The 21,552-nt window shown below is 74.4% G+C and carries 23 protein-coding genes; 13 read left to right on the top strand and 10 right to left on the bottom strand.

Translation table 11 applies throughout. The features are described from left to right. Positions 1–133 precede the first annotated feature (133 nt). The 3 genes from ACYX4T_RS14900 to ACYX4T_RS14890 are packed head-to-tail and all read right to left on the bottom strand — an operon-like array spanning position 134 to position 1,726. Complete coding sequence (locus ACYX4T_RS14900) at positions 134–649, bottom strand: hypothetical protein (RefSeq protein ID WP_476010081.1); 516 nt, start codon at positions 647–649, stop codon at positions 134–136. Between the two features lie 37 nt (positions 650–686). Next, positions 687–1,082: a DUF6114 domain-containing protein gene (locus tag ACYX4T_RS14895; protein WP_476010080.1), complete on the bottom strand. Its 396-nt coding sequence runs from the start codon at positions 1,080–1,082 to the stop codon at positions 687–689. Further along, entirely contained in the window at positions 1,082–1,726 is a 645-nt protein-coding gene (locus ACYX4T_RS14890; RefSeq protein ID WP_476010079.1) for a DUF6230 family protein, read from the bottom strand. Before ACYX4T_RS14890 ends, ACYX4T_RS14895 begins: the two co-directional genes overlap by 1 nt. Before the next feature lie 57 nt (positions 1,727–1,783). Here ACYX4T_RS14890 and ACYX4T_RS14885 point away from each other — a divergent pair, with 57 nt between their 5' ends. The 5 genes from ACYX4T_RS14885 (at position 1,784) to ACYX4T_RS14865 (ending at position 6,379) form a co-directional block, all read left to right on the top strand. After that, positions 1,784–2,326 (top strand): winged helix-turn-helix transcriptional regulator, encoded by a 543-nt coding sequence (locus ACYX4T_RS14885; RefSeq protein ID WP_476010078.1) that lies wholly within the window; start codon positions 1,784–1,786, stop codon positions 2,324–2,326. 386 nt (positions 2,327–2,712) lie between these two features. After that, complete coding sequence (locus ACYX4T_RS14880) at positions 2,713–2,913, top strand: hypothetical protein (protein WP_476010077.1); 201 nt, start codon at positions 2,713–2,715, stop codon at positions 2,911–2,913. 222 nt (positions 2,914–3,135) lie between these two features. After that, positions 3,136–5,031, top strand: a complete 1,896-nt coding sequence (locus tag ACYX4T_RS14875) for an alkyl/aryl-sulfatase (RefSeq protein WP_476010076.1) — start codon at positions 3,136–3,138, stop codon at positions 5,029–5,031. After that, positions 5,031–5,714, top strand: a complete 684-nt coding sequence (locus tag ACYX4T_RS14870) for a GAP family protein (RefSeq protein ID WP_476010075.1) — start codon at positions 5,031–5,033, stop codon at positions 5,712–5,714. The genes ACYX4T_RS14875 and ACYX4T_RS14870 overlap by 1 nt, the downstream gene beginning before the upstream one ends. Positions 5,715–5,854: 140 nt before the next feature. Further along, positions 5,855–6,379 carry an ester cyclase gene (locus ACYX4T_RS14865; protein WP_476010074.1) on the top strand — a complete coding sequence of 175 codons (525 nt, stop codon included), beginning with the start codon at positions 5,855–5,857 and terminating at the stop codon, positions 6,377–6,379. Positions 6,380–6,412: 33 nt separating this feature from the next. Here the strand turns inward: ACYX4T_RS14865 and ACYX4T_RS14860 are convergent, their stop codons facing one another. After that, the gene (locus ACYX4T_RS14860; RefSeq protein WP_476010073.1) at positions 6,413–7,126 is read right to left on the bottom strand and encodes a FadR/GntR family transcriptional regulator; all 714 of its coding nucleotides are present in this window, start codon (positions 7,124–7,126) and stop codon (positions 6,413–6,415) included. Between the two features lie 174 nt (positions 7,127–7,300). Here ACYX4T_RS14860 and ACYX4T_RS14855 point away from each other — a divergent pair, with 174 nt between their 5' ends. The 4 genes from ACYX4T_RS14855 (at position 7,301) to ACYX4T_RS14840 (ending at position 10,753) form a co-directional block, all read left to right on the top strand. Beyond that, on the top strand, positions 7,301–8,173 hold the full coding sequence (locus tag ACYX4T_RS14855) for a fumarylacetoacetate hydrolase family protein (RefSeq protein WP_476010072.1): 873 nt from the start codon (positions 7,301–7,303) through the stop codon (positions 8,171–8,173). Continuing rightward, on the top strand, positions 8,170–8,949 hold the full coding sequence (locus ACYX4T_RS14850; protein ID WP_476010071.1) for an alpha/beta fold hydrolase: 780 nt from the start codon (positions 8,170–8,172) through the stop codon (positions 8,947–8,949). Before ACYX4T_RS14855 ends, ACYX4T_RS14850 begins: the two co-directional genes overlap by 4 nt. Positions 8,950–8,981: 32 nt before the next feature. Continuing rightward, positions 8,982–10,280: a metal-dependent hydrolase family protein gene (locus ACYX4T_RS14845; protein ID WP_476010070.1), complete on the top strand. Its 1,299-nt coding sequence runs from the start codon at positions 8,982–8,984 to the stop codon at positions 10,278–10,280. 104 nt (positions 10,281–10,384) lie between these two features. Continuing rightward, positions 10,385–10,753 (top strand): DUF1636 family protein, encoded by a 369-nt coding sequence (locus ACYX4T_RS14840; RefSeq protein WP_476010069.1) that lies wholly within the window; start codon positions 10,385–10,387, stop codon positions 10,751–10,753. A gap of 51 nt (positions 10,754–10,804) precedes the next feature. On the opposite strand, the gene ACYX4T_RS14835 is transcribed toward ACYX4T_RS14840, so the two are convergent. Further along, entirely contained in the window at positions 10,805–12,217 is a 1,413-nt protein-coding gene (locus tag ACYX4T_RS14835; protein ID WP_476010068.1) for a serine/threonine-protein kinase, read from the bottom strand. A 289-nt stretch (positions 12,218–12,506) separates the two neighbouring features. Here ACYX4T_RS14835 and ACYX4T_RS14830 point away from each other — a divergent pair, with 289 nt between their 5' ends. Both ACYX4T_RS14830 and ACYX4T_RS14825 read left to right on the top strand, forming a co-directional pair. Beyond that, complete coding sequence (locus tag ACYX4T_RS14830; RefSeq protein ID WP_476010067.1) at positions 12,507–12,695, top strand: hypothetical protein; 189 nt, start codon at positions 12,507–12,509, stop codon at positions 12,693–12,695. 131 nt (positions 12,696–12,826) lie between these two features. After that, positions 12,827–13,072: a hypothetical protein gene (locus tag ACYX4T_RS14825; protein ID WP_476010066.1), complete on the top strand. Its 246-nt coding sequence runs from the start codon at positions 12,827–12,829 to the stop codon at positions 13,070–13,072. A 129-nt stretch (positions 13,073–13,201) separates the two neighbouring features. Here ACYX4T_RS14825 and ACYX4T_RS14820 read toward each other — a convergent pair whose 3' ends face one another. The 5 genes from ACYX4T_RS14820 to ACYX4T_RS14800 all read right to left on the bottom strand — a co-directional run bounded on the left by ACYX4T_RS14820 (position 13,202) and on the right by ACYX4T_RS14800 (position 20,598). Beyond that, positions 13,202–14,245 (bottom strand): alcohol dehydrogenase catalytic domain-containing protein, encoded by a 1,044-nt coding sequence (locus tag ACYX4T_RS14820; RefSeq protein ID WP_476010065.1) that lies wholly within the window; start codon positions 14,243–14,245, stop codon positions 13,202–13,204. 176 nt (positions 14,246–14,421) lie between these two features. Next, a complete protein-coding gene (locus ACYX4T_RS14815; protein WP_476010064.1) occupies positions 14,422–16,269 on the bottom strand; it encodes a helix-turn-helix domain-containing protein in 1,848 nt (615 codons plus the stop codon). A gap of 41 nt (positions 16,270–16,310) precedes the next feature. Then, the gene (locus ACYX4T_RS14810; protein WP_476010063.1) at positions 16,311–17,576 is read right to left on the bottom strand and encodes a helix-turn-helix transcriptional regulator; all 1,266 of its coding nucleotides are present in this window, start codon (positions 17,574–17,576) and stop codon (positions 16,311–16,313) included. Next, positions 17,573–19,597, bottom strand: coding sequence for a CheR family methyltransferase (locus ACYX4T_RS14805; RefSeq protein WP_476010062.1), 2,025 nt, complete (start codon positions 19,595–19,597; stop codon positions 17,573–17,575). The genes ACYX4T_RS14810 and ACYX4T_RS14805 overlap by 4 nt, the downstream gene beginning before the upstream one ends. Beyond that, positions 19,594–20,598: a chemotaxis protein CheB gene (locus ACYX4T_RS14800; protein ID WP_476010061.1), complete on the bottom strand. Its 1,005-nt coding sequence runs from the start codon at positions 20,596–20,598 to the stop codon at positions 19,594–19,596. The genes ACYX4T_RS14805 and ACYX4T_RS14800 overlap by 4 nt, the downstream gene beginning before the upstream one ends. A 159-nt stretch (positions 20,599–20,757) precedes the next feature. Here ACYX4T_RS14800 and ACYX4T_RS14795 point away from each other — a divergent pair, with 159 nt between their 5' ends. Beyond that, on the top strand, positions 20,758–21,060 hold the full coding sequence (locus ACYX4T_RS14795; RefSeq protein ID WP_476010060.1) for a hypothetical protein: 303 nt from the start codon (positions 20,758–20,760) through the stop codon (positions 21,058–21,060). 81 nt (positions 21,061–21,141) lie between these two features. Next, positions 21,142–21,546, top strand: a complete 405-nt coding sequence (locus tag ACYX4T_RS14790) for a hypothetical protein (RefSeq protein ID WP_476010059.1) — start codon at positions 21,142–21,144, stop codon at positions 21,544–21,546. Positions 21,547–21,552: the final 6 nt, after the last annotated feature.

Here is a 21,552-nt window from a genome sequence, read left to right as displayed (position 1 = left end):
TCCGCGTCGAGCGCCGCGTGTTGGTCGGCAGCTCTCGCAGCTCGCCCTGGCCGCGCTGGAGGCTCCGGCGGACGCTGGTCGTCGCCTCTGAGCGCCACTCCCGGCTTGTCGACCAGCTCTCGGCTAGCTGGACTCAGCCGCGGGTGAGCAGGTCGACGCGTGTTGCGGGCGTGGAGACGAGGTCGCTCGTGACCAGGACCAGCCGGGCGCGCAGGTCGCGGAAGGTGAGTCGCGGGAGCTGCAGGATGCCCAAAGCTGCCGGTGGTGGAAGCGGGAAGGTCGGCGAGAGGGTGATGGGCACGGTGGGGATGCCGGCGACGACCGGGGTGGCGGTCAGCTCGAGGACGTAGAGCCGGGCGGGGCGCCCGGCGACGAGGCAGTCCGCGGGGCAGGTGATCGCGAGCCGTCCTGCCGGGGCCGGGGCCTGGACGGCGAGCTGCGTGGCGAGGGCCTGTCGGGCGCTGAGGCGCAAGGTGGTCCGTTGCCGGTCGTCGCCGGGTGCGGGGCCGGTGCCCTCGATCCGTAGGCCGTCGATGGTGATCTCGGCGGCGGTCAGGGTGAACTCGCCCGGTGCGGCAGGGCGGGGCGCCGCCTCGGCGATCGCGGCGTCGGTCGGGAGGCCGACGGCCACGAGCAGGGCACACACCACGATCCGTATCCAGGTCGCGGACCCTCGTCCGCTGCGGTCAGGGCTGGGTGTCGGCACGGGGTGCGCGGGGGGTCGGGGTCCAGGCCAGCGTCGCCGCGGCGCCGAGGACGGCGAGAAGGCTGCCGACGATCAGTCCGCCGAGGTTGGTGGTGACGACCCCGACCAGCGCGGCGATCATGGCGATGACCCCGGCGGCGGTCTTGAGCTCCGGGCGCCACCAGGCGCCGGCGCCGCAACAGGCCAGGACCGCGGCGACCAGGGTGGCGGCGGAGCCTCCCGGGGTGGACAGCGACACGGTGATCTCACCGATGCGCAGGGTGACGAAGGGGATGGCGAGCACGACCGCCGCGCCGAGCAGGATGCCCAGCCCGCCCCAGAACGGGCGGGTGCGCCGCCACCGGCGGAACCCGCCCGCGCGCGTCGGTCCGCCCATCAGTAGCACTCCCGCTCCTGGGGCCTGATGGCGATCCGGACCTGGTTGAGCCGCAACGTGCCGGCAGTGACCGAGCGGGTGATGATGCGGATGTTGTCGACCTCGAGGGTGTCGGACTGCAGACCGAACCCGCCGGGCTGGCCCGTGGCGTCGGCCGGTCCCTTGTCCAGTTCGCTCGCGTCGCGGCCGAGCTCGACGTTGCGCTGCACGAGGTCCCCGTCGATCTGCTCGGCGGTGGTGAGCAGGTTGTCGGCCTGGAAGCCCTCGGCGCCCGGCGTGGTGATCCGCAGAACGACCGGTCCGACACCAGCCAGGTCGATCACCGGGACCGAGAAACAGAAGTTGGCGGCCTGCGCCTGCCGGAATCCGGAGGTGAACACCGGGACCGCGGCCTCCTCGGTGTTCTGCACCGATGGGTACTGCGCGACGCCCTGGGCGACGAAACGATCGGCGGAGAGCTTGCCCGCCACCCCGGCGATCGTGAACGACGCCGCGATGGCCCCCTGGGCCATGGCGAGGAGCAGCCCAGCGATCAGCACGACCCCCAGGCCGGAGAGCCCCAGCAGACGGGCGCGACGCGTGTGGCCCACCGGAGCCTCTTCCGAGCGGCCGATCTCGATCTGCTCGGTGGCGGGTTCGGTCATGCGACGCACTGTAGCGAGTGCGTTTCGTCATGCGACTCGGGGTCTAAGATCGACCTCGTGTTGGGCAGCGACTACGACGATCAGGTCTGCGCGGCCGCACGCGCGCTCGAAGTCGTCGGGCAGCGCTGGACCCTGCTGATCCTGCGGGACCTGTTCCTGGGCTTCGTGCGGTTCGACGACCTCGTGGGCAGCCTCGGGGTCACACGCAGCGTGCTGACCCGCCGGCTCAGCCACCTCGAAGAGCACCAGCTCATCGAGCGCGAGCTCTACCAGCAGCATCCCGAGCGCTACGAGTACCGGATCACCGCCAAGGGCGCGGAACTGCTCGACGTGCTCGCGCGCCTGCTGGAGTGGGGCGAGACCTACTATCCCCATCCCGAGGGCCCCACCCGCCTGCTCCAGCACACCGGCTGCGGCGGGTCCGTGCGCAGCTTCCTGACGTGCACGAGCTGCGGAGACCACCTCGGGCCCGGTGACGTCACGGCGCTGCCCGGACCCGCCCGCGCGGGCCTGAGCCACCCACCTGTCAGTGAGCAGGGACCAGGACTGCGACACCTCCGCGGCGCGGGCGGCAGGGCCGACACCACCGACACGCCGTAGACGACGATCGCCATCCCAGACGTCCTCCGACGACGAGGTGCGTCAGCCGCTCCTCTGCGGAGGGGCGTCGGTCCAGCTCGAGCCGCGTGCGGACAACCACGTTCGGGCCGCATCGAGCCCGCCGTGTTCCGCCGCGGCCAGCAGCTGCGGCCCCAGCTGAGCCCCTTCGATGCACTCCCACGCGTCGATGGTGAAAGGACGCCGCGAGCCGACCGACCAGCGGCTGACCCCTGGACCGGTGGCCGGCCCTCGGCGCTCGACTCCCTGGGCGGCCGAGGATCGGGCGCCCGTACGGGTTCCCGCGGAGTCGGTTCACCACAGGAGCCGACCGCCGGTGCACCGCCCGAGCCGGCTCGAAGCCCGTCACGGCCTCGAGGGCAGGCCCCGTGCCGCGCATCCGCCGTCCCACGCGTGACAGCCTCGACCACCCCGGCGACGTCGACGACATCGACACCCCGCCCGTCGGCCTCCCGACCCTGTCCGCGTGGCTGCGCGACCAGGACGTCGTCGACCTGGCCGGCGTGGCCCGCGACGCCCGCCTGACCGGAGCCACCACGTTCGGCCGCCGCCTCCGCGACCACACGTAGCGCCCGACCGCTCGCGTGGCGGGCCGCCCGGGAGACCGGCCGGCGGTGCACGTCGACGTGCCCGCGGTCGATGACGGGACCGAACGGGCGCGCTGGACCCCTCCGGGCGTCCGATCCACCCACCGCGGGTGAGGCCGCGGGCGCGATCCCTCGGCAGCGTGAGGGGGCGACACCGCCTCGGCCCACGCTGCGAGGCGCCACCCGTGAGAGGACGAGGTCACCGTGGCCGACGACACCGCCCCGACCGCCCGGCCCGAGATCGTCGCGGCGGCGTCCGCGCTGGAGTCCCGCTTCCCGTTCGCCGACGACGCCGCGTTCGACGACGCCCGCCGCGGCTACCTCGGCACGATCCCCGACGGGCTCGTCCACGCCGACGACGGCCGCGTCGTCTGGAACGCCGAGACCTGGACCCCCACCCTGTCCGGGGCACGCCCCGACACCGTCAACCCGAGTCTGTGGCGCCAGGCCCAGCTCGTCGCGATGCACGGCCTCTACGAGGTCACCGACGGGATCTACCAGGTCCGCGGGCTGGACCTGTCGAACATGACGATCGTCGAGGGCGACCGCGGCGTGATCGTCATCGATCCGTTGATCTCCACCGAGACCGCCGCCGCCGGCCTCGCGCTCTACCGCGAGCACCGCGGCGACCGCCCGGTCACGGCCGTGATCTACACCCACAGCCACGTCGACCACTTCGGCGGCGTCCGCGGCGTGGTCTCGGGCGGCGACGTCGCCACCGGCCGCGTCCCGGTCCTCGCCCCGCGGGGCTTCCTCGAGCACGCCGTCGCCGAGAACGTCTACGCCGGCACCGCGATGGGACGCCGCGCGGCATACATGTACGGCGCCGCGCTGCCCGTCGGACCTGCCGGCCAGATGGGCGCCGGGCTGGGCATGACCACCTCCACCGGCACCGTCACCCTCATCCCGCCCACCACCGACATCACCCACACCGGACAGGAGGAGACCCTCGACGGTGTCCGCATCGTCTTCCAGGTCACCCCGGGCACCGAGGCGCCCGCGGAGATGAACTTCCACTTCCCCGACCGGCGCGCCCTGTGCATGGCCGAGAACGCCACCCACACCCTGCACAACCTGCTGACCCTGCGCGGCGCGCTGGTGCGCGACCCGCACGCCTGGGCCCACTACCTCACCGAGGCCATCGACTTGTTCGCCGACGCCACCGACGTCGAGTTCGCCTCCCACCACTGGCCCACCTGGGGTGGCGAACGGATCGTGCGACTGCTCTCCGAGCAGCGCGACCTCTACGCCTACCAGCACGACCAGACCCTGCGCCTGCTCAACAAGGGCCACGTGGGCGCGGAGATCGCCGAGATGCTGGAGATGCCGCCCGCCCTCGAGGGCGCCTGGAACACCCACGGCTACTACGGCTCCATCAGCCACAACGTCAAGGCGGTCTACCAGCGCTACATGGGCTGGTTCGACGGCAACCCCGCCAACCTCTGGCGCCACCCGCCCGAAGCCGCCGGGCAGCGCTACGTCGAGGCCATCGGCGGCCCGGACGCGGTCCTCGCCGCCGGACGCCGCGCCTTCGACGCCGGGGACTTCCGCTGGGTCGCCGAGCTGGTCGCGCACCTCGTGTTCGCCGAGCCGGGCAACACCGAGGCCCGCGAGCTCGAGGCCGCCGCCCTCGAGCAGCTGGGCTTCGGCGCCGAGAACGGCACCTGGCGCAACTTCTACCTCACCGGCGCCGCCGAACTGCGCGGCGTCAGCGCGGGCACCCCGACCACCACGGCGTCCCCGGACATGATCGCCCAGCTCACCCTCGACCAGCTCTTCGACAGCGTCGCCATTCAGGTCGACGGCCCGAAAGCCTGGCACCTCACCCTGGCCGCGGACTGGACCATCGACGGCACCGCCTACTGGTCCCGCCTCGCCAACGGCGTCCTCACCCATGGCGAGGGCACCGCGCGCGACGGCGCGGACGCGCGGGTCACGATCGGTCGGTCCGACCTGGTGGGCCTGTTCGCCGGCGCCACGACACCCGAGGTCCTCACGTCCTCGGGCCGCCTGACCGTCGACGGCACCGGCGACGTCCTGAGCACCCTGCTCGGGGTCCTCGATCCCCCCGACCCCGGCTTCGCCGTCGTCACCCCCTGATGGGCGCGGCGATCGGGGCGGTGCTGCCGCTCGGCGTCGGCGTCGCCCTGAGCCCCATCCCGATCATCGCGGTCGTGCTGATGCTCGCGACGCCGCGCGGGCGGACCAACGGACCGGCGTTCATCGCCGGCTGGGTGCTCGGGCTCGCCCTGGCCGGCGCCGTCGTCCTGGCCATCTCCGCCGGTGCCGGGGTGTCCGACGGTCCAGCCCGTCCCGCCCGCTGGTTGTCGATCGTCGAGATGCTGCTCGGCGTCGGGCTGATCGTCCTCGCGGTCCGCCAGTGGCGGGGTCGACCCCATGGCGACGAGCAGCCGGCGCTGCCGGGCTGGATGAGCTCGATCGACGCCTTCGGGCCGGGCAGGGCGTTCGGGCTCGCCGCCGCGCTGTCGGCGGTGAACCCGAAGAACCTCCTGCTCGTCGTCGCCGCCGCGACCGCCATCGCCCAGACCGGGATCGGCGTCGGCGGTCAGGCCGTCGCCCTCGCCGTGTTCGTCGTCCTCGGCACCCTGGGGCCGGGGCTGCCCCTCGGCGTCTACTACGCGCTCGGCACCCGCAGCGCCGACCTCCTCGACGGGCTCCGGCGGTGGCTGACGACCCACAACGCGGCGATCATGGCCGTGCTCCTCGTGGTCATCGGGCTCAAGCTCGTCGGCGACGGCATCACGACCCTCAGCGCGCCGTGACGCCCGGGACGTCCGTCGCGCGCCACCCCGGCACGGTCCGTGGCGCGCCGGACACCCGCGGAAGTGACGCCTGACGGCCGCTTCTCGGCCGGTGGGCGCTCGGGCACCCTGGCCTTCCTCGTCGAGACGCGGGAGCACGGATGGACGCCACGAGCGCGAACCCCACCGGCGACAAGGCCACGTGCCTCCGGGCCATGGAGATCATGACGGCGGGCACGGTCGACGACTTCGCCGAGGTCTACGCCCCCGACGCGCTCGACCGGGAAGCCGACGACCACCCCCCACTGCGCGGGCCGCAGGGCCTGTACCGCAGCGCGGTCCGGTTGCGGGAGGCCTTCGTCGACATGCACTGGGAGGTCCACCGGGCCGTGCAGGACGGCGACCTGGTCGTCCTGCACACGACGATGAGCGGGCGGCAGCAGGGGACGTTGACGGCCTACGGGCCGGACGGCGCGGTCCGTGCGGTCTTCCCGTCGTGCGGCCGGACCTTCGCGGTGACGCAGACCCACTGGTTCCGGATGGAGGGCGGCCTGATCGCCGAGCACTGGGCCAACCGGGACGACATGACGATGGGCCGGCAGCTCGGCTGGCTCCCACCGACGCCCGGCTACATCGTCAAGATGGTCCGGGCCCGCCGACAGGCGCAGCGGGCGGCGAAGGTCTGAGGTCGCCAGGGCACCGCCGGGAGGGCCGGGGGGTCAGTGCGCCCCGAGGAGGTTCGTCCGGACGTCGACGAGGTGGGCGCGCATGTGGTCGCGCGCCGCGTCGGGGTCGCGGTCGACGAGCGCGGTGACGATCTCGCCGTGGCACTGCTCGTACCCGCGACGTCGTTCGGGGGTGGCGGAGCGGCGCTTGATGTTGCCCCAGACCGGGAGGTCGCGGGCGGCGTTCATGGTGTCGAACAGCCGGAGCAGCAGCCCGTTGTGCGCGGCGGCGGCGATGGCCCGGTGCAGGGCGGAGTCCCAGGCCTCGAACTCCTCGTAGGTGGTGGTGGCGTTGCCGCGTCGCAGGCAGTGCTCGACGTGGTCGATGTCGGCCTGGGTGGCGTGCCGGGCCGCGAGCGCGGCGACCTCGGGTTCGAGCACCAGCCTCGTGGCCATGATCTCGGCCGGGCTGGTCTGCAATGGTCCACCGAGACCGACCGGCAGGCCGAGGTCCTGGCTGAGCTCGGCGAGGAACGTCCCGCGCCCGACGTGGCGGGTGATCCGCCCCTCGCGCTCGAGCTCGGCCAGGGCGGCGCGGACGGCACCGCGGGAGGCGCCGAGTCTCTCGCTGAGGGCGCGCTCGGTGGGGATCTTCGATCCGGTCGCCAGTGTCCCGTCGGAGAGTCCCTGCTCGAGCAGGGTGCGCAGCCGCCGGGCCACCGGGCCGGGCGTCGGCTCCGGGGGCTCGTCGGCGAAGGGCGCCGCCATCGTCCACCTCCTGACCAATAACGGACCAATGCTATCGCATCCGTCCTATTGGCATCTACTTCGCCACGTCGTACGGTCGATCCTGTGACCGTGGTGCACCACACGCGGCGATTGGTCGAGATCGGTCGGGTATGCGCCACTCGGAAGCTTCCCGAGGGCGCGGTGGAGGAGTCCATGAAACTGGCGACGTTCGTCGAGGACGGGCGCGAGGCGCTCGGTCGGGTCGACGACGACGGGGCGACGCTCCGGGACCTCGGCGCGGTGGTCGGCGACCGCTCGCTGCTCGAGGTCATCGAGGAGTGGGACCGTCTCGGTCCCGCGATCGCCGCGGCCGGCGACCTCCCGGTGGTGGAGGGCGCGCGGCTGCGCGCGCCGATCCCCGAGCCGCGCCGCGACCTCTTCGCGGTCGGGAAGAACTACCGCGAGCACGTCGCCGAGTTCGGTCGCTCGGGCTACGACACCCCGCAGCGCTCCGAGGACCTGCCCGCCAAGCCGATCGTCTTCTCCAAGGCCACGACGGCGGTGACCGGCCCGTACGACGACGTCGAGTCCCACCCGTCGGTGACCTCGGAGCTCGACTACGAGTCCGAGCTCGGCGTGATCATCGGCAAGGGCGGCCGGGGCATCTCCTCGGAGCAGGCCCTCGACCACGTCTGGGGCTACACGATCATCAACGACGTCACCGCCCGCGACGTGCAGCGCGACCACAAGCAGTGGCTGCTCGGCAAGTCGCTCGACACCCACGCCCCGATGGGTCCGTGGGCCGTCACCGCCGACGAGGTCGGCGACCTCGGGGCGCTCGAGGTCTCCTGCACGGTCAACGGCGAGCCCCGCCAGAAGGCCCCGGTCGCCGACCTGATCTTCGACGTCCCGGAGCTGATCCGCGTCATCTCGGCGGGGATCACGCTGCTGCCCGGCGACGTCATCGCCACCGGCACCCCGGCCGGCGTCGGCATCGGGTTCGACCCGCCCCGCTTCCTGCGCCCCGGCGACGTCGTCGAGTGCGCGATCACCGGCTTGGGCGCACTCCGCAACACCATCCGATGAAAGGTGATCCATTGCAGGTCAACGGCAAGGACCTGGCCGTCGAGGTCGAGGGTGACGGCCCGCTGGTCGTGCTGGTGCACGGCCTGGGCGGCACGTCGAACTTCTACCAGCCCCAGGTCGCCGCGCTGGCCGAGCGCTTCCGCGTCGTGCGCCCGGACATGGAGGGATCGGGACGCTCGCCGGTGGCGGGCACCCTGTCGATCGAGGGCTTCGCCAACGACCTCGCGGCGCTGATCGAGGGCCTCGACGCCGGTCCGGCGCGGGTCGTCGGGCACTCGATGGCCACGATCTCCGTGCGCAGCCTGGCCGCCCGACGCCCCGAGCTCGTCTCGCACCTCGCGTTGCTCGGCGCCGTGCCCGCGCCGCTGCCCGAGGCCGGGCAGCAGGGCCAGCACGACCGCGCGGCCAAGGTCCGCGCCGAGGGCATGGTGGACGTCGCCGACGCGGTGATGACCAACGCCACCGCCGAGGTCACCCGCCGCGACCACCCCGCGACGGCCGCCGCCGTCCGCGAGCTCGTGCTGCGCCAGGACCCCGAGGGCTACGCCCGGTCCTGCGAGGCGCTCGCGGGCGCCGGCGACCCCGGCCCGATCGACCCGTCCCTCCCGCTGCTGCTGCTCACGGGGGCCGACGACGGCGTCGGCGCCCCGGCCGTCACCCAGCAGCTCGCCGAGCGCCACGGCGGTGCGGTCGTCGAGGTCTTCGACGACTGCGGCCACTGGACCGCGCTCGAGAAGCCCCACGAGGTCACCGAGCACCTCCTGAAGTTCTTCTGACCCTCACCACCCTCGCTGACGAGGAGACCGTCATGTCCAAGGTCCTGTTCCGCGACGTCTCGATCCTCGACTCCACCGGCGCCGACCCGTACCCGGGTGACGTGCTCGTTGAGGACGACCGGATCGCGGCCGTCGGCACGGTCGACGAGTCCCGCGCCCTGCACGCCCAGGTCGTCGAGGGCCGGGGCCGCACGCTGATGTCCGGTCTGTGCGACGCGCACACGCACTTCAGCTGGAACAACTCCGCCGACCTCGACGGCCTCGGCATGATGCCCGTCGAGGAGCACCTGCTGTTCTCGATGGAGTCGGCCAAGAAGTACATCGACTCCGGCTACACGATGTGCCTCGGCGCGGCGTCGGCCAAGGAGCGCCTCGACGTCGTGTGCCGCGACGCCATCGATGCCGGCCGCATCCCCGGGCCGCGCTACCTCGCCAACGGCCCGGAGATCGCGGTGACCGGCGGCGCGCTCATCAAGTCGATCACGAAGTTCGCGGACGGCCCCGAGGGCATGCGGGTCGCGGTGCGCCAGCTGATCGAGCTCGGCGTCGACCAGATCAAGCTGTCGATGACCGGCGAGGAGATCACGGGCACGCAGCGCGCCGAGGACACCTACTTCTCCGACGAGGAGGTGGCCGCGGCCGTCACCGAGGCCCACCGCCGCGGCAAGCGCGTCTGCGCCCACGCCCGGTCCGCCGAGAGCGTGAAGATGTGCCTGCGCAACAAGGTCGACATCATCTACCACGCCTCGTTCACCGACGCCGAGGGCATGGACATGCTCGAGGCCAACAAGGACTGGGTGTTCGTCGCGCCGGGCATCAACTGGCTCATCGCCACCCTCTACGAGGCCGAGGCCTTCGGGTTCCCGCAGGAGGCCGCCGAGGCCGTCGGCTACAAGAAGGAACTGGAGATGGCCACCGACGGCCTGCGCGAGATGCACCGCCGCGGGATCAAGCTCCTGCCCGGCGGCGACTACGGCTTCGCCTGGACCCCCCACGGCACCTACGCCCGCGACCTCGAGCACTTCGTCGAGCGCCTCGGCTTCACGCCGATGGAGGCCATCATCTCGGCCACCGCGTGGGGCGGCGAGATCATGCTGCGCCCCGACGAGCTCGGCAAGGTCCAGCCCGGCTACCTCGCCGACCTGATCCTCGTCGACGGCGACCCGCTCGAGGACATCACGGTCCTGCAGGACCACGACAAGCTGCACGCGATCATGAAGGGCGGCAGGTTCCACAAGGAGGACAGCCCGCTGGTCACCCGCAGCGGGCTCGACGCCCCGGCCGGTCAGGTCGACGAGACCACCCGCCAGTACGTCGAGGCCCGGCCCTGACCGGCCTCCGCCCGGTCCGTCCCTGACCCGCACCGACCCCCGGCGGGCGTCACCACCCGGTGGCGCCCGCCGTGGCGCGTCCCTGCTCGAGAGGCCCCTCCGTCGTGCCGCTCCTGGTCTGCCGCACGTGCCCGCGCTACGGGTCCGACAGCGGCTCGTTCGGCGACGAGCTCGATCCCGCCCTGGCCCGCGCCGCCGCCCGCGGGGTGCGCGTCCGCCACGTGCCGTGCGTCGGCGGGTGCCCCCACGCCGGCAACGTCGCCCTCGACGGACCCGGCAAGCCCCGCGTCAGGTTCTCGTCCCTGACCACCGACGACGCCGAGAGCCTCGTCGAGGCCACCGCGGCCTACGACGCCAGCGCCACCGGGACACCCGGCGACTGGGACGTGCCCGCCCCGCTCGTGGGCCGGCTCACCGCCGTCACGCCCAAGCGCGTCGTCACCGACGGCGGGCGCTTCGGCCGCACCGCCTGAGCGTCCCCGAGCACCGGGGCCGCCGGGGCGGTCCCACCCGGTCGGGACGGGTCAGTCGCCGCGGCCCCTGCCCTCGCCGCGCTTCTCCTCGTCCTTGCCCTTCTTCTTCCCGGGGCCGTCCTGCTCGTCGTCCCCGCGGTCGTCCCCGCGGTCCTCGGCGGGCGCCGACGAGCGAGCGTCGTCCGCGGTGTCCTGCGGCGACGCCGGCGCCCGTCGTCCCGACCGGGTCGGCGCGGCCGCGGCGACCTCGGTGAGCGGGGTCGACGTGGCGGTGCTCGGGGCAGCGGGCACGATCGGGGGCGCGGCGAGCGGGAGGGACGGAGGCGCCTGCGCGAGGGCGGCCGCGGGTGGCGCCGGCGACGGCTCGGGACCCGGTACGGTCACCAGGGCCACCAGCCCGGCCACGCCGAGGAGCCCGGCCAGTCCCGCGCCCGCCACGACACGACGCGAGGGTCGGGGCCAGCCCGCCATCCCGACGCGGTGACGCCCGGCGCGCGGTGTCGTGGCCTGCGCACTCTCCGGACCCGCGTGGTCCCCGCCGTCGGGGACCCGGGTCGCGACAGCCGTGGCCGGGCCCGGTCGCCCGCCGTCCTCGATCGTGGCGGCCGTGGCGACGCGCTCGGCCTCGTCCCCGAGACGGCGCGCGGCGGTGGGCGCCGTCGGGCGTCGTACCGGATCGAGGTCGAGCAGGGCGCGCAGCACGGGGCCGAGCCGCCCGGGCGGGTGCGCGGTTCCCTCGAGGTCATCGATCCCCGCCGGCCCCTCGAGGGGGTCGGCCGCGCCGGGCCGGGGAGGGGCGCCGGTGAGCGCGGCGTGGAGGGTGGCGCCCAGGGAGAACACGTCGGCCTTGGCCGTGGGCGGCGCCCCGAGGGCGAGCTCGGGGGCCATGTAGCGGGGAGTGCCGGCCACGGGGTGGCTGTCCGCGCCGAGGTCGGCGCCCATGACGGCGATCCCGAAGTCGGTCACCGTCACCGTGTCGTCGGGACCGATCATGATGTTCGCGGGCTTGATGTCGCGGTGCACCACGCCGGTGCGGTGCATGGCGGCGAGGCCCTCGGCGATCTGCGCGCCGATCGCTGCGACGCGGGCCGCGGGCAGCGGTCCGTCCCGGTCCAGCAGGTCCGCCAGCGAGGGGGCGTCCACGTACTCCATGACCAGGCAGACCTCGCCGTCGAGCTCGGTCATGTCGTAGATCGCGGCGAGCCGTGGATGGTGCAGGCGCGCGGCCACGCGTCCCTCGCGGTGCGCCCGGTCCCGGACCATCCGGGCGCGGGTCGCGTCGAGTGCCTGGCCGCCGTGCCGCCGCCTCACCGCGACCTCGCGGTCGAGCAGCTGGTCGTGGGCCCGCCGGACCGACCCGGACCCGCCTCGCCCCACCGGTGCCAGCAGCAGGTAGCGGCCGGCCACCAGGCGCCCGGGCTCGATGGTCGCCGAGGTGCTCGGCACCGTCGTGGGCGTGGACATGGCCCTCCCGGACGAGCTCGACGGTGCGGCTCCCCGGACATCGCGCGTCGTGACCGTCCCGTTACCTCGCTGCGGGAGCTGCGGGAGGCGACGACGTCGATCCGGCCCGCCCGCGGCGCCCTCGCTGCTCGCATCGGGTGAAGCTCGCCGCCGGGCCGGGGCGGCGGCGCCACACTCGGTCGCACCCGAGCGGCGACCCGAGGAGCGCCCCGATGCCGATGACCGTGCTGGCCCGGCCGATCCCGCCCGAGAAGGACGGGGCCCTCCGACCGAGGGGTCGGTGGGGACCATGGTGACGGAGCCCGACGTCCCCGGGCGGGCGCTCGGGCTCATCGCGACGTCGCAGGAGCCGTTCGACGTCGAGTTCCGCGAGTTCCTCGTGGACGTCTTCGGTCTCGAGCTGTCGAGGCCGCCGTCGGCGCCGCTGCCCGAGCAGCTCCTCGACCGGACCGCGCCGTCCCGCGCGCCGTGGCGCTGAGGGGACAGACGCGGCACGAGGGTCCCGAAACCCCCGCCACCCCATGGGATGAACAGCGCGGAGATCCGCTAACGAGCCCCTGAGCTGCGCCGACGTCCTTCGCGAGCACCGAGACTTCGCGGGGAGAGCACATGATCATCCAGGCACGCACGGTCGTCGACGGGCAGGTCGCCGTCCCGGCGCCGCGCGCCCCGCTGGCGCGTCCCGGCGCGGCGGCGTCGCCCGTGGCGGGCCCGTCCGCGGTCGAGCACCGGCCGGAGGACCACCCGGAGGTCGTCGTCGCGCGGCTGGAGTCCCAGGCGGCCGTCGTGGCGTGGGTCGGCCGGCTCGTGCTGCTGCTCGCCCTCGGCCTGGCGGCGCTGGTCGTCCTCCTGTGAGGCCTGTGATCAACGGGGACTTCGCGCGCATAGAAGCCGCGAACAGCGCGTTCGCTGCACCACCGCAGACCACGTCGGGCGCCGGTCCCGGGCAGGGGACCGGCGCCCGACGAGCGTTCCGCCCGCGGCTCAGGGCGTGATGACGACCTTGAGCGCGAGGTTCGCGGCCGCGTCGGCGAAGACCGAGTAGGCCTCGTCGATCTGGTCGAACGTGAAGCGGTGCGTGCCCATCTTCTCGGCCGGGATGCGGCCGGACGCGACCATCTTGAGCAGGGTCGGGATGGACACGGTGTCGACGAGACCCATGGTCAGCGTGACGTTCGAGATCCACATGTCCTGCATCGGCAGCTCGACGGGCGTGCCGTGCACGCCGACGTTGGCGATCGTGCCGCCCGGGCGGACCAGCGAGGCCGCGGTCAGCAGCGTCTCCGGGTAGCCGACGGCCTCGATGGCGACGTCGACGCCGAGCCCGTCGGTGAGCGCGACGACGTCGCCGACCGTTCCCGGCCCGACCTCGACGACGTCGGTGGCCCCGAACTCGAGCGCCTTCTCCAGCCGGAACTTGTTGGAGTCGATCGCGATGACCTTCGACGCGCCCCACAGGCCCGTCGTGAGCACCGCCGAGAGGCCGACCGCGCCCGCGCCGACCACGGCCACCGTGTGCCCGGGCCGGACGTTGCCGGCGAGCACGCCGACCTCGTAGCCGGTGGGCAGCGAGTCGGCCAGGAAGATCGCCTGCTCGTCGGTGACCTCCGGCGGGACGGCGTAGAGCGAGGTGTCGGCGTAGGGGACGCGGACGTACTCGGCCTGGGTGCCGTCGATGAGGTGGCCGAAGATCCAGCCGATGCCGCCGACCGTCTGGCAGTGCGACGGCATGCCGCGCTGGCAGTACTCGCAGCGCCCGCACTTGGTGATCGCGGGGACCAGCACCCGGTCGCCCACCGAGAAGCCGCGGACGGCGTCGCCCACCGCGGTGATCGTCCCGACGGCCTCGTGGCCGAGGATGCGCCCGTCGGTCACCGCGGCGACGTCGCCCTGCAGGATGTGCAGGTCGGTGCCGCAGATCGTCGTCGTCTCGACCTTCACCACCACGTCGGTCGGCTCCTGGACCGTGGCGTCGGGGACGTCCTCCCAGGCCTTGGTGCCGGGACCGTGGTAGACCAGTGCCTTCATCGCCGCTCCTCCTCGCTGCCGGGCGGCCCGGCCGCTCCCCCCGCGGGCCGCCGTGCCCCGACGCTAGTGGCGCGGACCACAGTCGCCTGTCCCATCCTGGGACCACCCGCGACGCCCCCACGCCGGCGGTGTCGATCACTGACCCGGGTCCGGGACACCCGGTGCGCGAAGCGCACCTACGCGATGTAGCTGATCCCGAAGGCGTCGATCTTGCGGTAGAGCGAGGAGCGGGCGATCCCGAGCATCGCCGCGGCCTGGTAGCGGTTGCCCCGCGCCTCGTAGAGCGCCTGGATGATCGCGTCCGCCTGCGCGGTCTCGAGCATCGACAGCCGCGGCGCGCGGCGGGTGAAGCACAGGGCGGGCAGGTCGGGGGCCTGGATGACGCCGACGGGCTTGCGCGCCACGACGTAGCGCAGCACGTCCTCGAGCTCGCTGACGTTGCCCGGCCACGCGTAGCCCTCGAGCACGCGCACGACCTGGTGCGACAGCCGCAGCGAGCGCCCGCCGCCGATCGAGCGCAGCACCGAGAGCGCGATGTCGGCGAGCTCGTCGGCGCGGTGGCGCAGGGCGGGGATGCGCACGGTCTCGTGGAAGTGGCGCAGCAGCAGGCCGTAGGGGCGGCTCGTGTCCACCGACGCGGTGTCGAGACACGCCACGACGACCACGTCGCCCGTGCGCGCGAGCAGCAGGCGCAGCTGCTCGTCGAGGCGGCGCGCGACGAGCGGGGTCACGCCCTGCAGCCCGCGCAGCACCACCAGGTGCGGGCGGGTCGGCGGCCGGTGCACCAGGCGCGCGAGCGACTCGGCGGCGCGCACCCCGTCGCCGGAGGCGTCCGCGGCGTCGGTCGCGATGACGGTGACCGTCCCGTCGCGGTGCAGCCGCCCGAACTGCTCGACGGCCATCGTGCGCTTGCCGACGCCGGCCTCGCCGACCAGCACCTGGTGGCGGCGCCGGGCGAGGTTCGCCACGAGCTCCTGGCGGGCGCGCAGCGAGGGGGTGAGCAGGTCGCGGTTGGCGCGCACCCGGGCCTCGGCGTGCGCCCGCTCCTCGGATCCGGCGCCGCGCAGGTCGGCGGCGAAGTCGCGGCGGCGGGTGGGCGCGACGTGCGAGCCCTGCCGGCGGCGCGCCTCCGCCTCGCGGCGGCCCTGCTCGTCGACCGCGGGCCCGGCGCCGACGACGCAGCCCACCAGGCGCTCCTCGTGGCGGACCTCCCGGACGGCCACCTCCGCGCACCCGCCGGAGGGCAGGTCGACGTGGTACGGCGCCTCGGGGCGCTCGAGGGCGAGGCCGGCGAGGGCCAGGTCGGCGAGGACCTGCTGGTCGGCGGGCGGCAGGCGGCGCGCGCCCGCGCCGAGCACGACGTCGTCACCGTCGGTCGCCACGACCCACACCGCGCCGCCCGCGGTCTCGGCGGCCAGCGCGTCGTGCACGGCGAGGATGCGGCCGCGGCGCGCGTGGGCGTCCTCGTCGGCGATCTCGCGGGCGAGCGCCCGGACCAGCGGCAGATCGCGCGCGGCACCCTCGGCGGCGTGGCGCACGACGACGACGGCGTGCTCGCCCGGGTCGACCGGCGCCGCGGCCGCGGCGAGCACCCCGAGCTCGGGGTGCAGGTGCTCGGGGCCCTCGACCGTCACCGCGACGCCCTCGTGCAGCGCGACCGCGGCCGCGGTGGTGCCGACGTCCCGCTCGCCGTGCCGGCGGCCGGGCACGAGGTCGAGCGCGTCGAGGATCTCGGCGAGCGTCTCCTCGCCGTCGCGGCGCCGCAGCACCACGCCCGCCCGGTCGACGACGAGGACGGTGGCGTCGAGGTCGGGGTGGCGGGCGTGCACCTCGTCCAGCACCCGGGCCGCGCCGGCCGGCGCCGGGGAGGCGGCGTCCGGGACGGCGACGGCCAGCTGTGAGGTGTCGACGCCGGCGCAGCGCTGCCACGACGCGAGCACCGCGGGCGCGACCACGCCCGGCCCGACCGCGTCCCGCCCGGAGCGCAGGAAGCGCCGCCGCGCGGCCTCCACCTCCCGGCTCACGGTCCTTGACGGTAGTGGCGCCGCGCGGGCCGGGACAGGGGTCAGGCGCGCAGCGTCTCGCTGGGCGAGCAGCCGTAGCGGCGGCGGTAGGTCACCGAGAAGCGCCCGGGGTGGGTGAAGTGCCAGCGGTGGGCGATGTCCGCGACCGTGGCCCCGCGCGGGTCGGACGTCCGGAGCTCCTCGTGGGCGCGGGCGAGGCGGATCTCGCGCAGGTGGCCCAGGGGCGTGGTGCTGCGCCACCGGCGGAAGGTCATCTGCAGGCCGCGCACGCCGAGGCCCGCGGCGGCGGCGACGTCCGCGACGTCGACGTCCCCGGCCGCGTGCTCCTCGAGGTAGGCCACGGCCCGGCGCAGCGTCGCGGGCTCCGGGGCCCGGGGCGGAACGTCGTCGGCGGGCGTCGACAGCTCGTCGACGACGTGGCCGGCGCAGTCGAGGACCGTGCTGCCGGCGGACACCGCCCGCTCCAGCAGCGCGTCGAGGCCGTCCGCCGGATCGAGCTCGTGCCGGCGGGCGAGCAGCGTGCTCGCCGTGACCACCAGCGAGCGCGCCCGCGACGCCGCGCGGGAGGCGACGGCCGCCCCGTTCGACGTCAGCAGCGCGGCGCCGTGCGCGGCGATCTCGCGGGCCACGGCGCGGGCGGCGTCGTCGACGGCACCCGCGGCCGCCAGGGTCAGGGTCCCGGAGAGCCCGAGGGGGAGCACCAGGAACGCGACGGCGTGCGTGGAGCGCAGCTCCGGCCACCGGGGGTCGGTGCCCGCGTCGTCCACGGTGACGGGGAAGGCGGACCGCAGGACCTCGGCGCGCGGGCCGAGCGACACGGCGCGCACGACGCCGGACGGCAGGTGCCCCGCCGACGTCTCGACCACGGTGCCCTCGAGCACGGGCACGGCGATCTCCGCCCACACCACGTCCCCGGCGATCGCGAGGGCCTGCCGCGCGAGGCGCTCGAGGTCGGTGAGGGGGACGTCCGCGGCGGCCGGCCGAGCCGTCCGGCTCCGGCGGGTCTGCTCCTTGACGCGCCGCGCGTCGCCCTTCGTCCCGCGTGCGGCGCGCACGACCTCGCCGACGTCACCGCGCAGCGCCGTCGCCGCCGCACGTGCCAGGGAGGCCTGGGTCTCGCGGACCATGCGGTTCTCGGCGGCCTCCGCGCCGTCGCCGACCAGGGCGTTGCGGTCGGGGGGGCTCGTCGTCTCGAGCTCCGCCGAGATGTCGTCGAGCATGTCGGCGAGGAGGCGGGGGTCGCCGGAGGCGGCCCGCACCTCGGGGGCTCCGCCGTGCCCGGGGCCGTGGGCGTCGGGGGCGTTCACGTCGCCGCCGGTTCCGGGCCCGCCGCGGTCTCGCTCGACGCCGTGCCGTCGACGTGGTCCATGAGGATGATGGCTCCGTCGGGCCGGCTCCCGCGGCCGGACAGCGGCGACACCGCGATCGCGAGCTGGACCGGGCGCCCGCGGCGGTTGATCGCGTCGAGACGCAGCGGGTCCTCCCTCGGGGTGCTGCCGTGCAGCACGTCGCGGACCAGGGGCCGCACGCGGTCGGTGGCCAGCCCGAAGTCGAGGTTGAGCAGGTGCTGGCCGACGGCCTCCTCGCTGCGCACACCCCACAGGTCGTCGGCACGCCCGTTCCACGCCTGCACGATCAACTCCGTGTCCACCACGATCACTGCCGTCCGGAGGCTGCCCAGAACGGACTCCAGGAAATCGTTGGCGTGGTCGAGCTGCGCGGTGCGCTGGCGCATCTCGTCGTTCATCGACTGGAGCTCGTCGTTGGTGGACTGGAGCTCCTCGTTGGTGGTCTCGAGCTCCTCGACGGTGGACTGGAGCTCCTCGTTGGTGGTCTCCAGTTCCTCGACGGTGGACTGGAGCTCCTCGTTGGTGGTCTCCAGTTCCTCGACGGTCGACTGGAGCTCCTCGTAGGCGGTCTCCACCTGCCGGTGGGCCGACTGGAGCTCGGCGGTCATGCGCCGGTAGCGGGTGACGTCGCTGAAGAACAGCGCGATCGAGACGCCGTCGTCGCTGTGCGCCTCGAGCGGCACGATCTGGATGTCGAAGACGAGGGTCTCCGACGTCGAGCGCGTGTACTCCGCCTCGTGCTGCCACATCGACGTCCGGTGGCGCCGCACGTCCTCGTACGACGAGCGCAGGCCGGTGATGCGGTGGCAGATCTCGAGATCCGGGAACCGGCGCCCGATCTCGTGGGGGGACACCCCGAGCTGGGCCTCGGCCCGCTGGTTGGCCTTGGCGACGAGGTCGTCCGCGGTCACGACGATGGTCGCGAGCGGGCTGAACAGCAGCGTCTCGTCCTCGAGATGCACGTCCCGGCGGCTCTCGGCCTGCGCGGCCCGCCCGGCCATGGCCGCCAGGCGATCGGCCTGGTTGACCTGCTCGGCCTTGCGGAAGAACCTGCGCTTGAGGTCGATGGGCAGGAAGAGCCGCCCGTGCGACAGCAGCATCTCGGCCTTGCCCAGGAACATCACCCCGGAGGGGTTGAGCGCGAAGTGGAAGCGCCGCAGGACCTGCGCCTGGGTCTCGGCGTTGAGGTACATCAGCGTGTTGCGGCACACGAGCAGGTCGAGCCGGCCGATCGGCGCGTCCTGCACGAGGTCGTTGCGGCCGAAGATGACGCTGCGCCGCAGGTCGCTGCGGAAGGTGTACTTGCCGGCCGTGCGCTCGAAGTAGCGCTCGCGCCACTCGTCGGGCAGGGCCTGCAGCTCGCGGTCGCCGTAGGTGGCCTGCCGGGCGGTGGTGAGCGCCTCCTCGTCGACGTCGGTGGCGTAGACCTTCACCCGCTGGCGGAACTCGTTGACGCCCAGGGCCTCGGCGAACACCATCGCCAGGCCGTAGGCCTCCTCGCCGCTGGCGCAGCCCGCCGACCAGACGCGCACCGCCTCTCCCCGCGTCTTCGGGGCGAGCAGCTGCGGAACGATCTCCTCCCGCAGCTCGCGCCAGGCCTCCGGGTCACGGAGGAAGCCGGTCACGTTGATCAGCACGGTGTTGAACAGGTGCGTGAACTCGTCCTGGTCGACCTGGAGCACGTCCAGGTAGTCGCCGAACGTCGAGGTCCCGAGCTGCTGCATCCGCCGTGTCACCCGGCGCCAGATGCTCGAGCGCTTGTAGCCGGTGAAGTCGAAGCCGCGGCTCTCCTTGAGGAAGTCGAGCAGCGCCTCGAAGGCGGCCTCCTGGCCCCGGGCGTCGGCGTCGCGCACCTCACCGCCGGCCTCACCGCCGGCCCCGCCGATGACCTCGCCGATGACCTCGCCGTCGACCTCGCCGATGACCTCGTCGTCCGTGCTCTCGTCCAGGCTCTCGTCCACGCCCTCCTCCTCGGTCATGCGCTGTCCCCGGCCCTGCGCTCGGCGAGGAGGTCACGGACGAGGGCGGCGGACTCCAGCGCCTGGTGGGCCGCCTCGCGGGCGCGGCCCGCGGTGCGGGCGGACCCGCGATCCGTCGCGGCCCGGGCGATGCGGTGCTGCAGGTCGGCCTTGTCCTCGAGCGCCTGGAGCGCGGTGAACAGGGCCCGCTCGATCCCGTCGTCCTGGACGCTCGAGAGGCTCTGCTCCGACCACGCATGGCCCACCCGGCAGCGGAAGCGCAGCAGGTCGCCCTCGCTGAGGTCGAACAACGGTCCCGAGCAGTCGGGGCACACGAGGCCCGCCGGAGGCCCCGGGGGTCGCTCCTGGTCGTCCACGATCGCTCCCGCTCTGCTGGCCGCGACCTCGCGCACGAGCCCGGGGCTGGGTCGTCGCGCCCCGATCACCGGGCGTGCCGCGAGCTCCGAGAACGCCGTCCCGAGCTCGGCGTCCGGTCGCACGATGGCGCCCGGCACCTGGGCGAGCGCGGCCCGCGGCATCGAGCTGTAGAGGGCCTCGTCCGGATCCTGCACCACCGCGGCCCCGCCGTGGCGCACGAGCGCCAGGAGGCCCGCGGCCCCGTCGTCGAGGAGCCCCGACATCACGCACCCGACCGCGGCCGGTCCGGCCTCGACGGCGATCGACCGGAACAGGGGGTCGATCGCCGGGCGGTGGCCGTTCTCCCGCGGTCCCCGCGTGACCTCGACGCGGCCCCGGACGACCAGCAGGTGGTGGTCCGGCGGGGCGAGCAGGACCGTGCCGGGCACGAGGTCGTCGCCGTCCTCCGCGTGCCGGACCGGGAGCGCGCAGCGCTTGTCCATGAGGCTCGGCAGCACGGTCGGGGCCTCGGCGGGCTGGTGGAGCACGACGAGGACGGCGGCGTGCAGGTCGGGGGCGAGACCCTCGGCCAGCTCGAGCAGCGCCTCCACGCCGCCGGCCGAGGCGCCCACGCCGACGACGACCGGGGGCCCGTCTGCATCCATCCTCGCGCCTGCCTCTCCGACGTCACCGCCCGGGCGCCGGACGGCGGGGGCGGCGGTACCGCTGGACGGCCGGAGACGTCGACCGGGTGGCTGAGCCATGCTAGTCGGAGGGCGGTGGCGCCGGGCACACGGCGCTTCCCGACGTCGGCTGGAGGGCGCATGGACGAGTCGGAGCGACGGGTGGAGCGCCACATCGTGGCGGACCTGCGATCGGCCCACGAGCACGCCGAGCACCTCCGGGCGCGCATCGACGACCTCGCCGTGCGCATCGCGGAGTCGGAGGAGTCCGTCGCCGAGGTGTACGAGGAGTCGGCGCGCCTGCGGCCCCACGCGGCGGAGCGCCTGCTCGAGGGCGCCCGCCACGCCCGGGCGTACGCCGCCCGGGAGCGCGCGTTCGCGCAGGGCGCCAAGCGCGAGGACGCGGTCGTGGTGCCGGAGGCCGGGCCGGGCCCGCGGGTCTGACCCGCCCGGCCGGGCCAGGTCCACCGGCGCTTTCCGGTGCGGTCCGGCGCACCGGACACGCCCGCCACTACGCTGCCGCGCATGCCGATCGGGACGGCCGCCGACGACGGTGTCGTGCGCGTGCGCCGGGCCGGGTGGCTGGTCACCGGGGCGGCGCTCGTCGTGGCGGCGGCGACGCTGCTGGTCGTCGGCCTCGTGCCGCCCGGCACGGGACGCACCGTCGCGGTGGTCGTCGCCGTGGTCCTCGCCTTCGTGCTCGCGGCGTGGCGGGCCCTCCGCGCCCGCCGGGACACCTCGAGCGTGGCCGGCCTGCGTCCCATCTCGAGCTGGCTCGCGGCCTTCGCGTGGGCGGTGACGGTGTTCTCGTCGCTGGTGGCCCTCGCCGACCCGGGCGACGGCGGGCGCGCGGTCGTGGCCGGCCTGCTCGCGGGCTGCCTGCTGGTACTGGTCGGGCGCGCGGGGGAGCACGTGGGCACGCGGAGCTGATCCCCC

The organism is Actinomycetospora sp. ABD4_176, from assembly GCF_056311855.1.
Note: the sequence above shows the minus strand (reverse complement) of the source record. Positions and strands in the feature narration are given on the sequence as shown.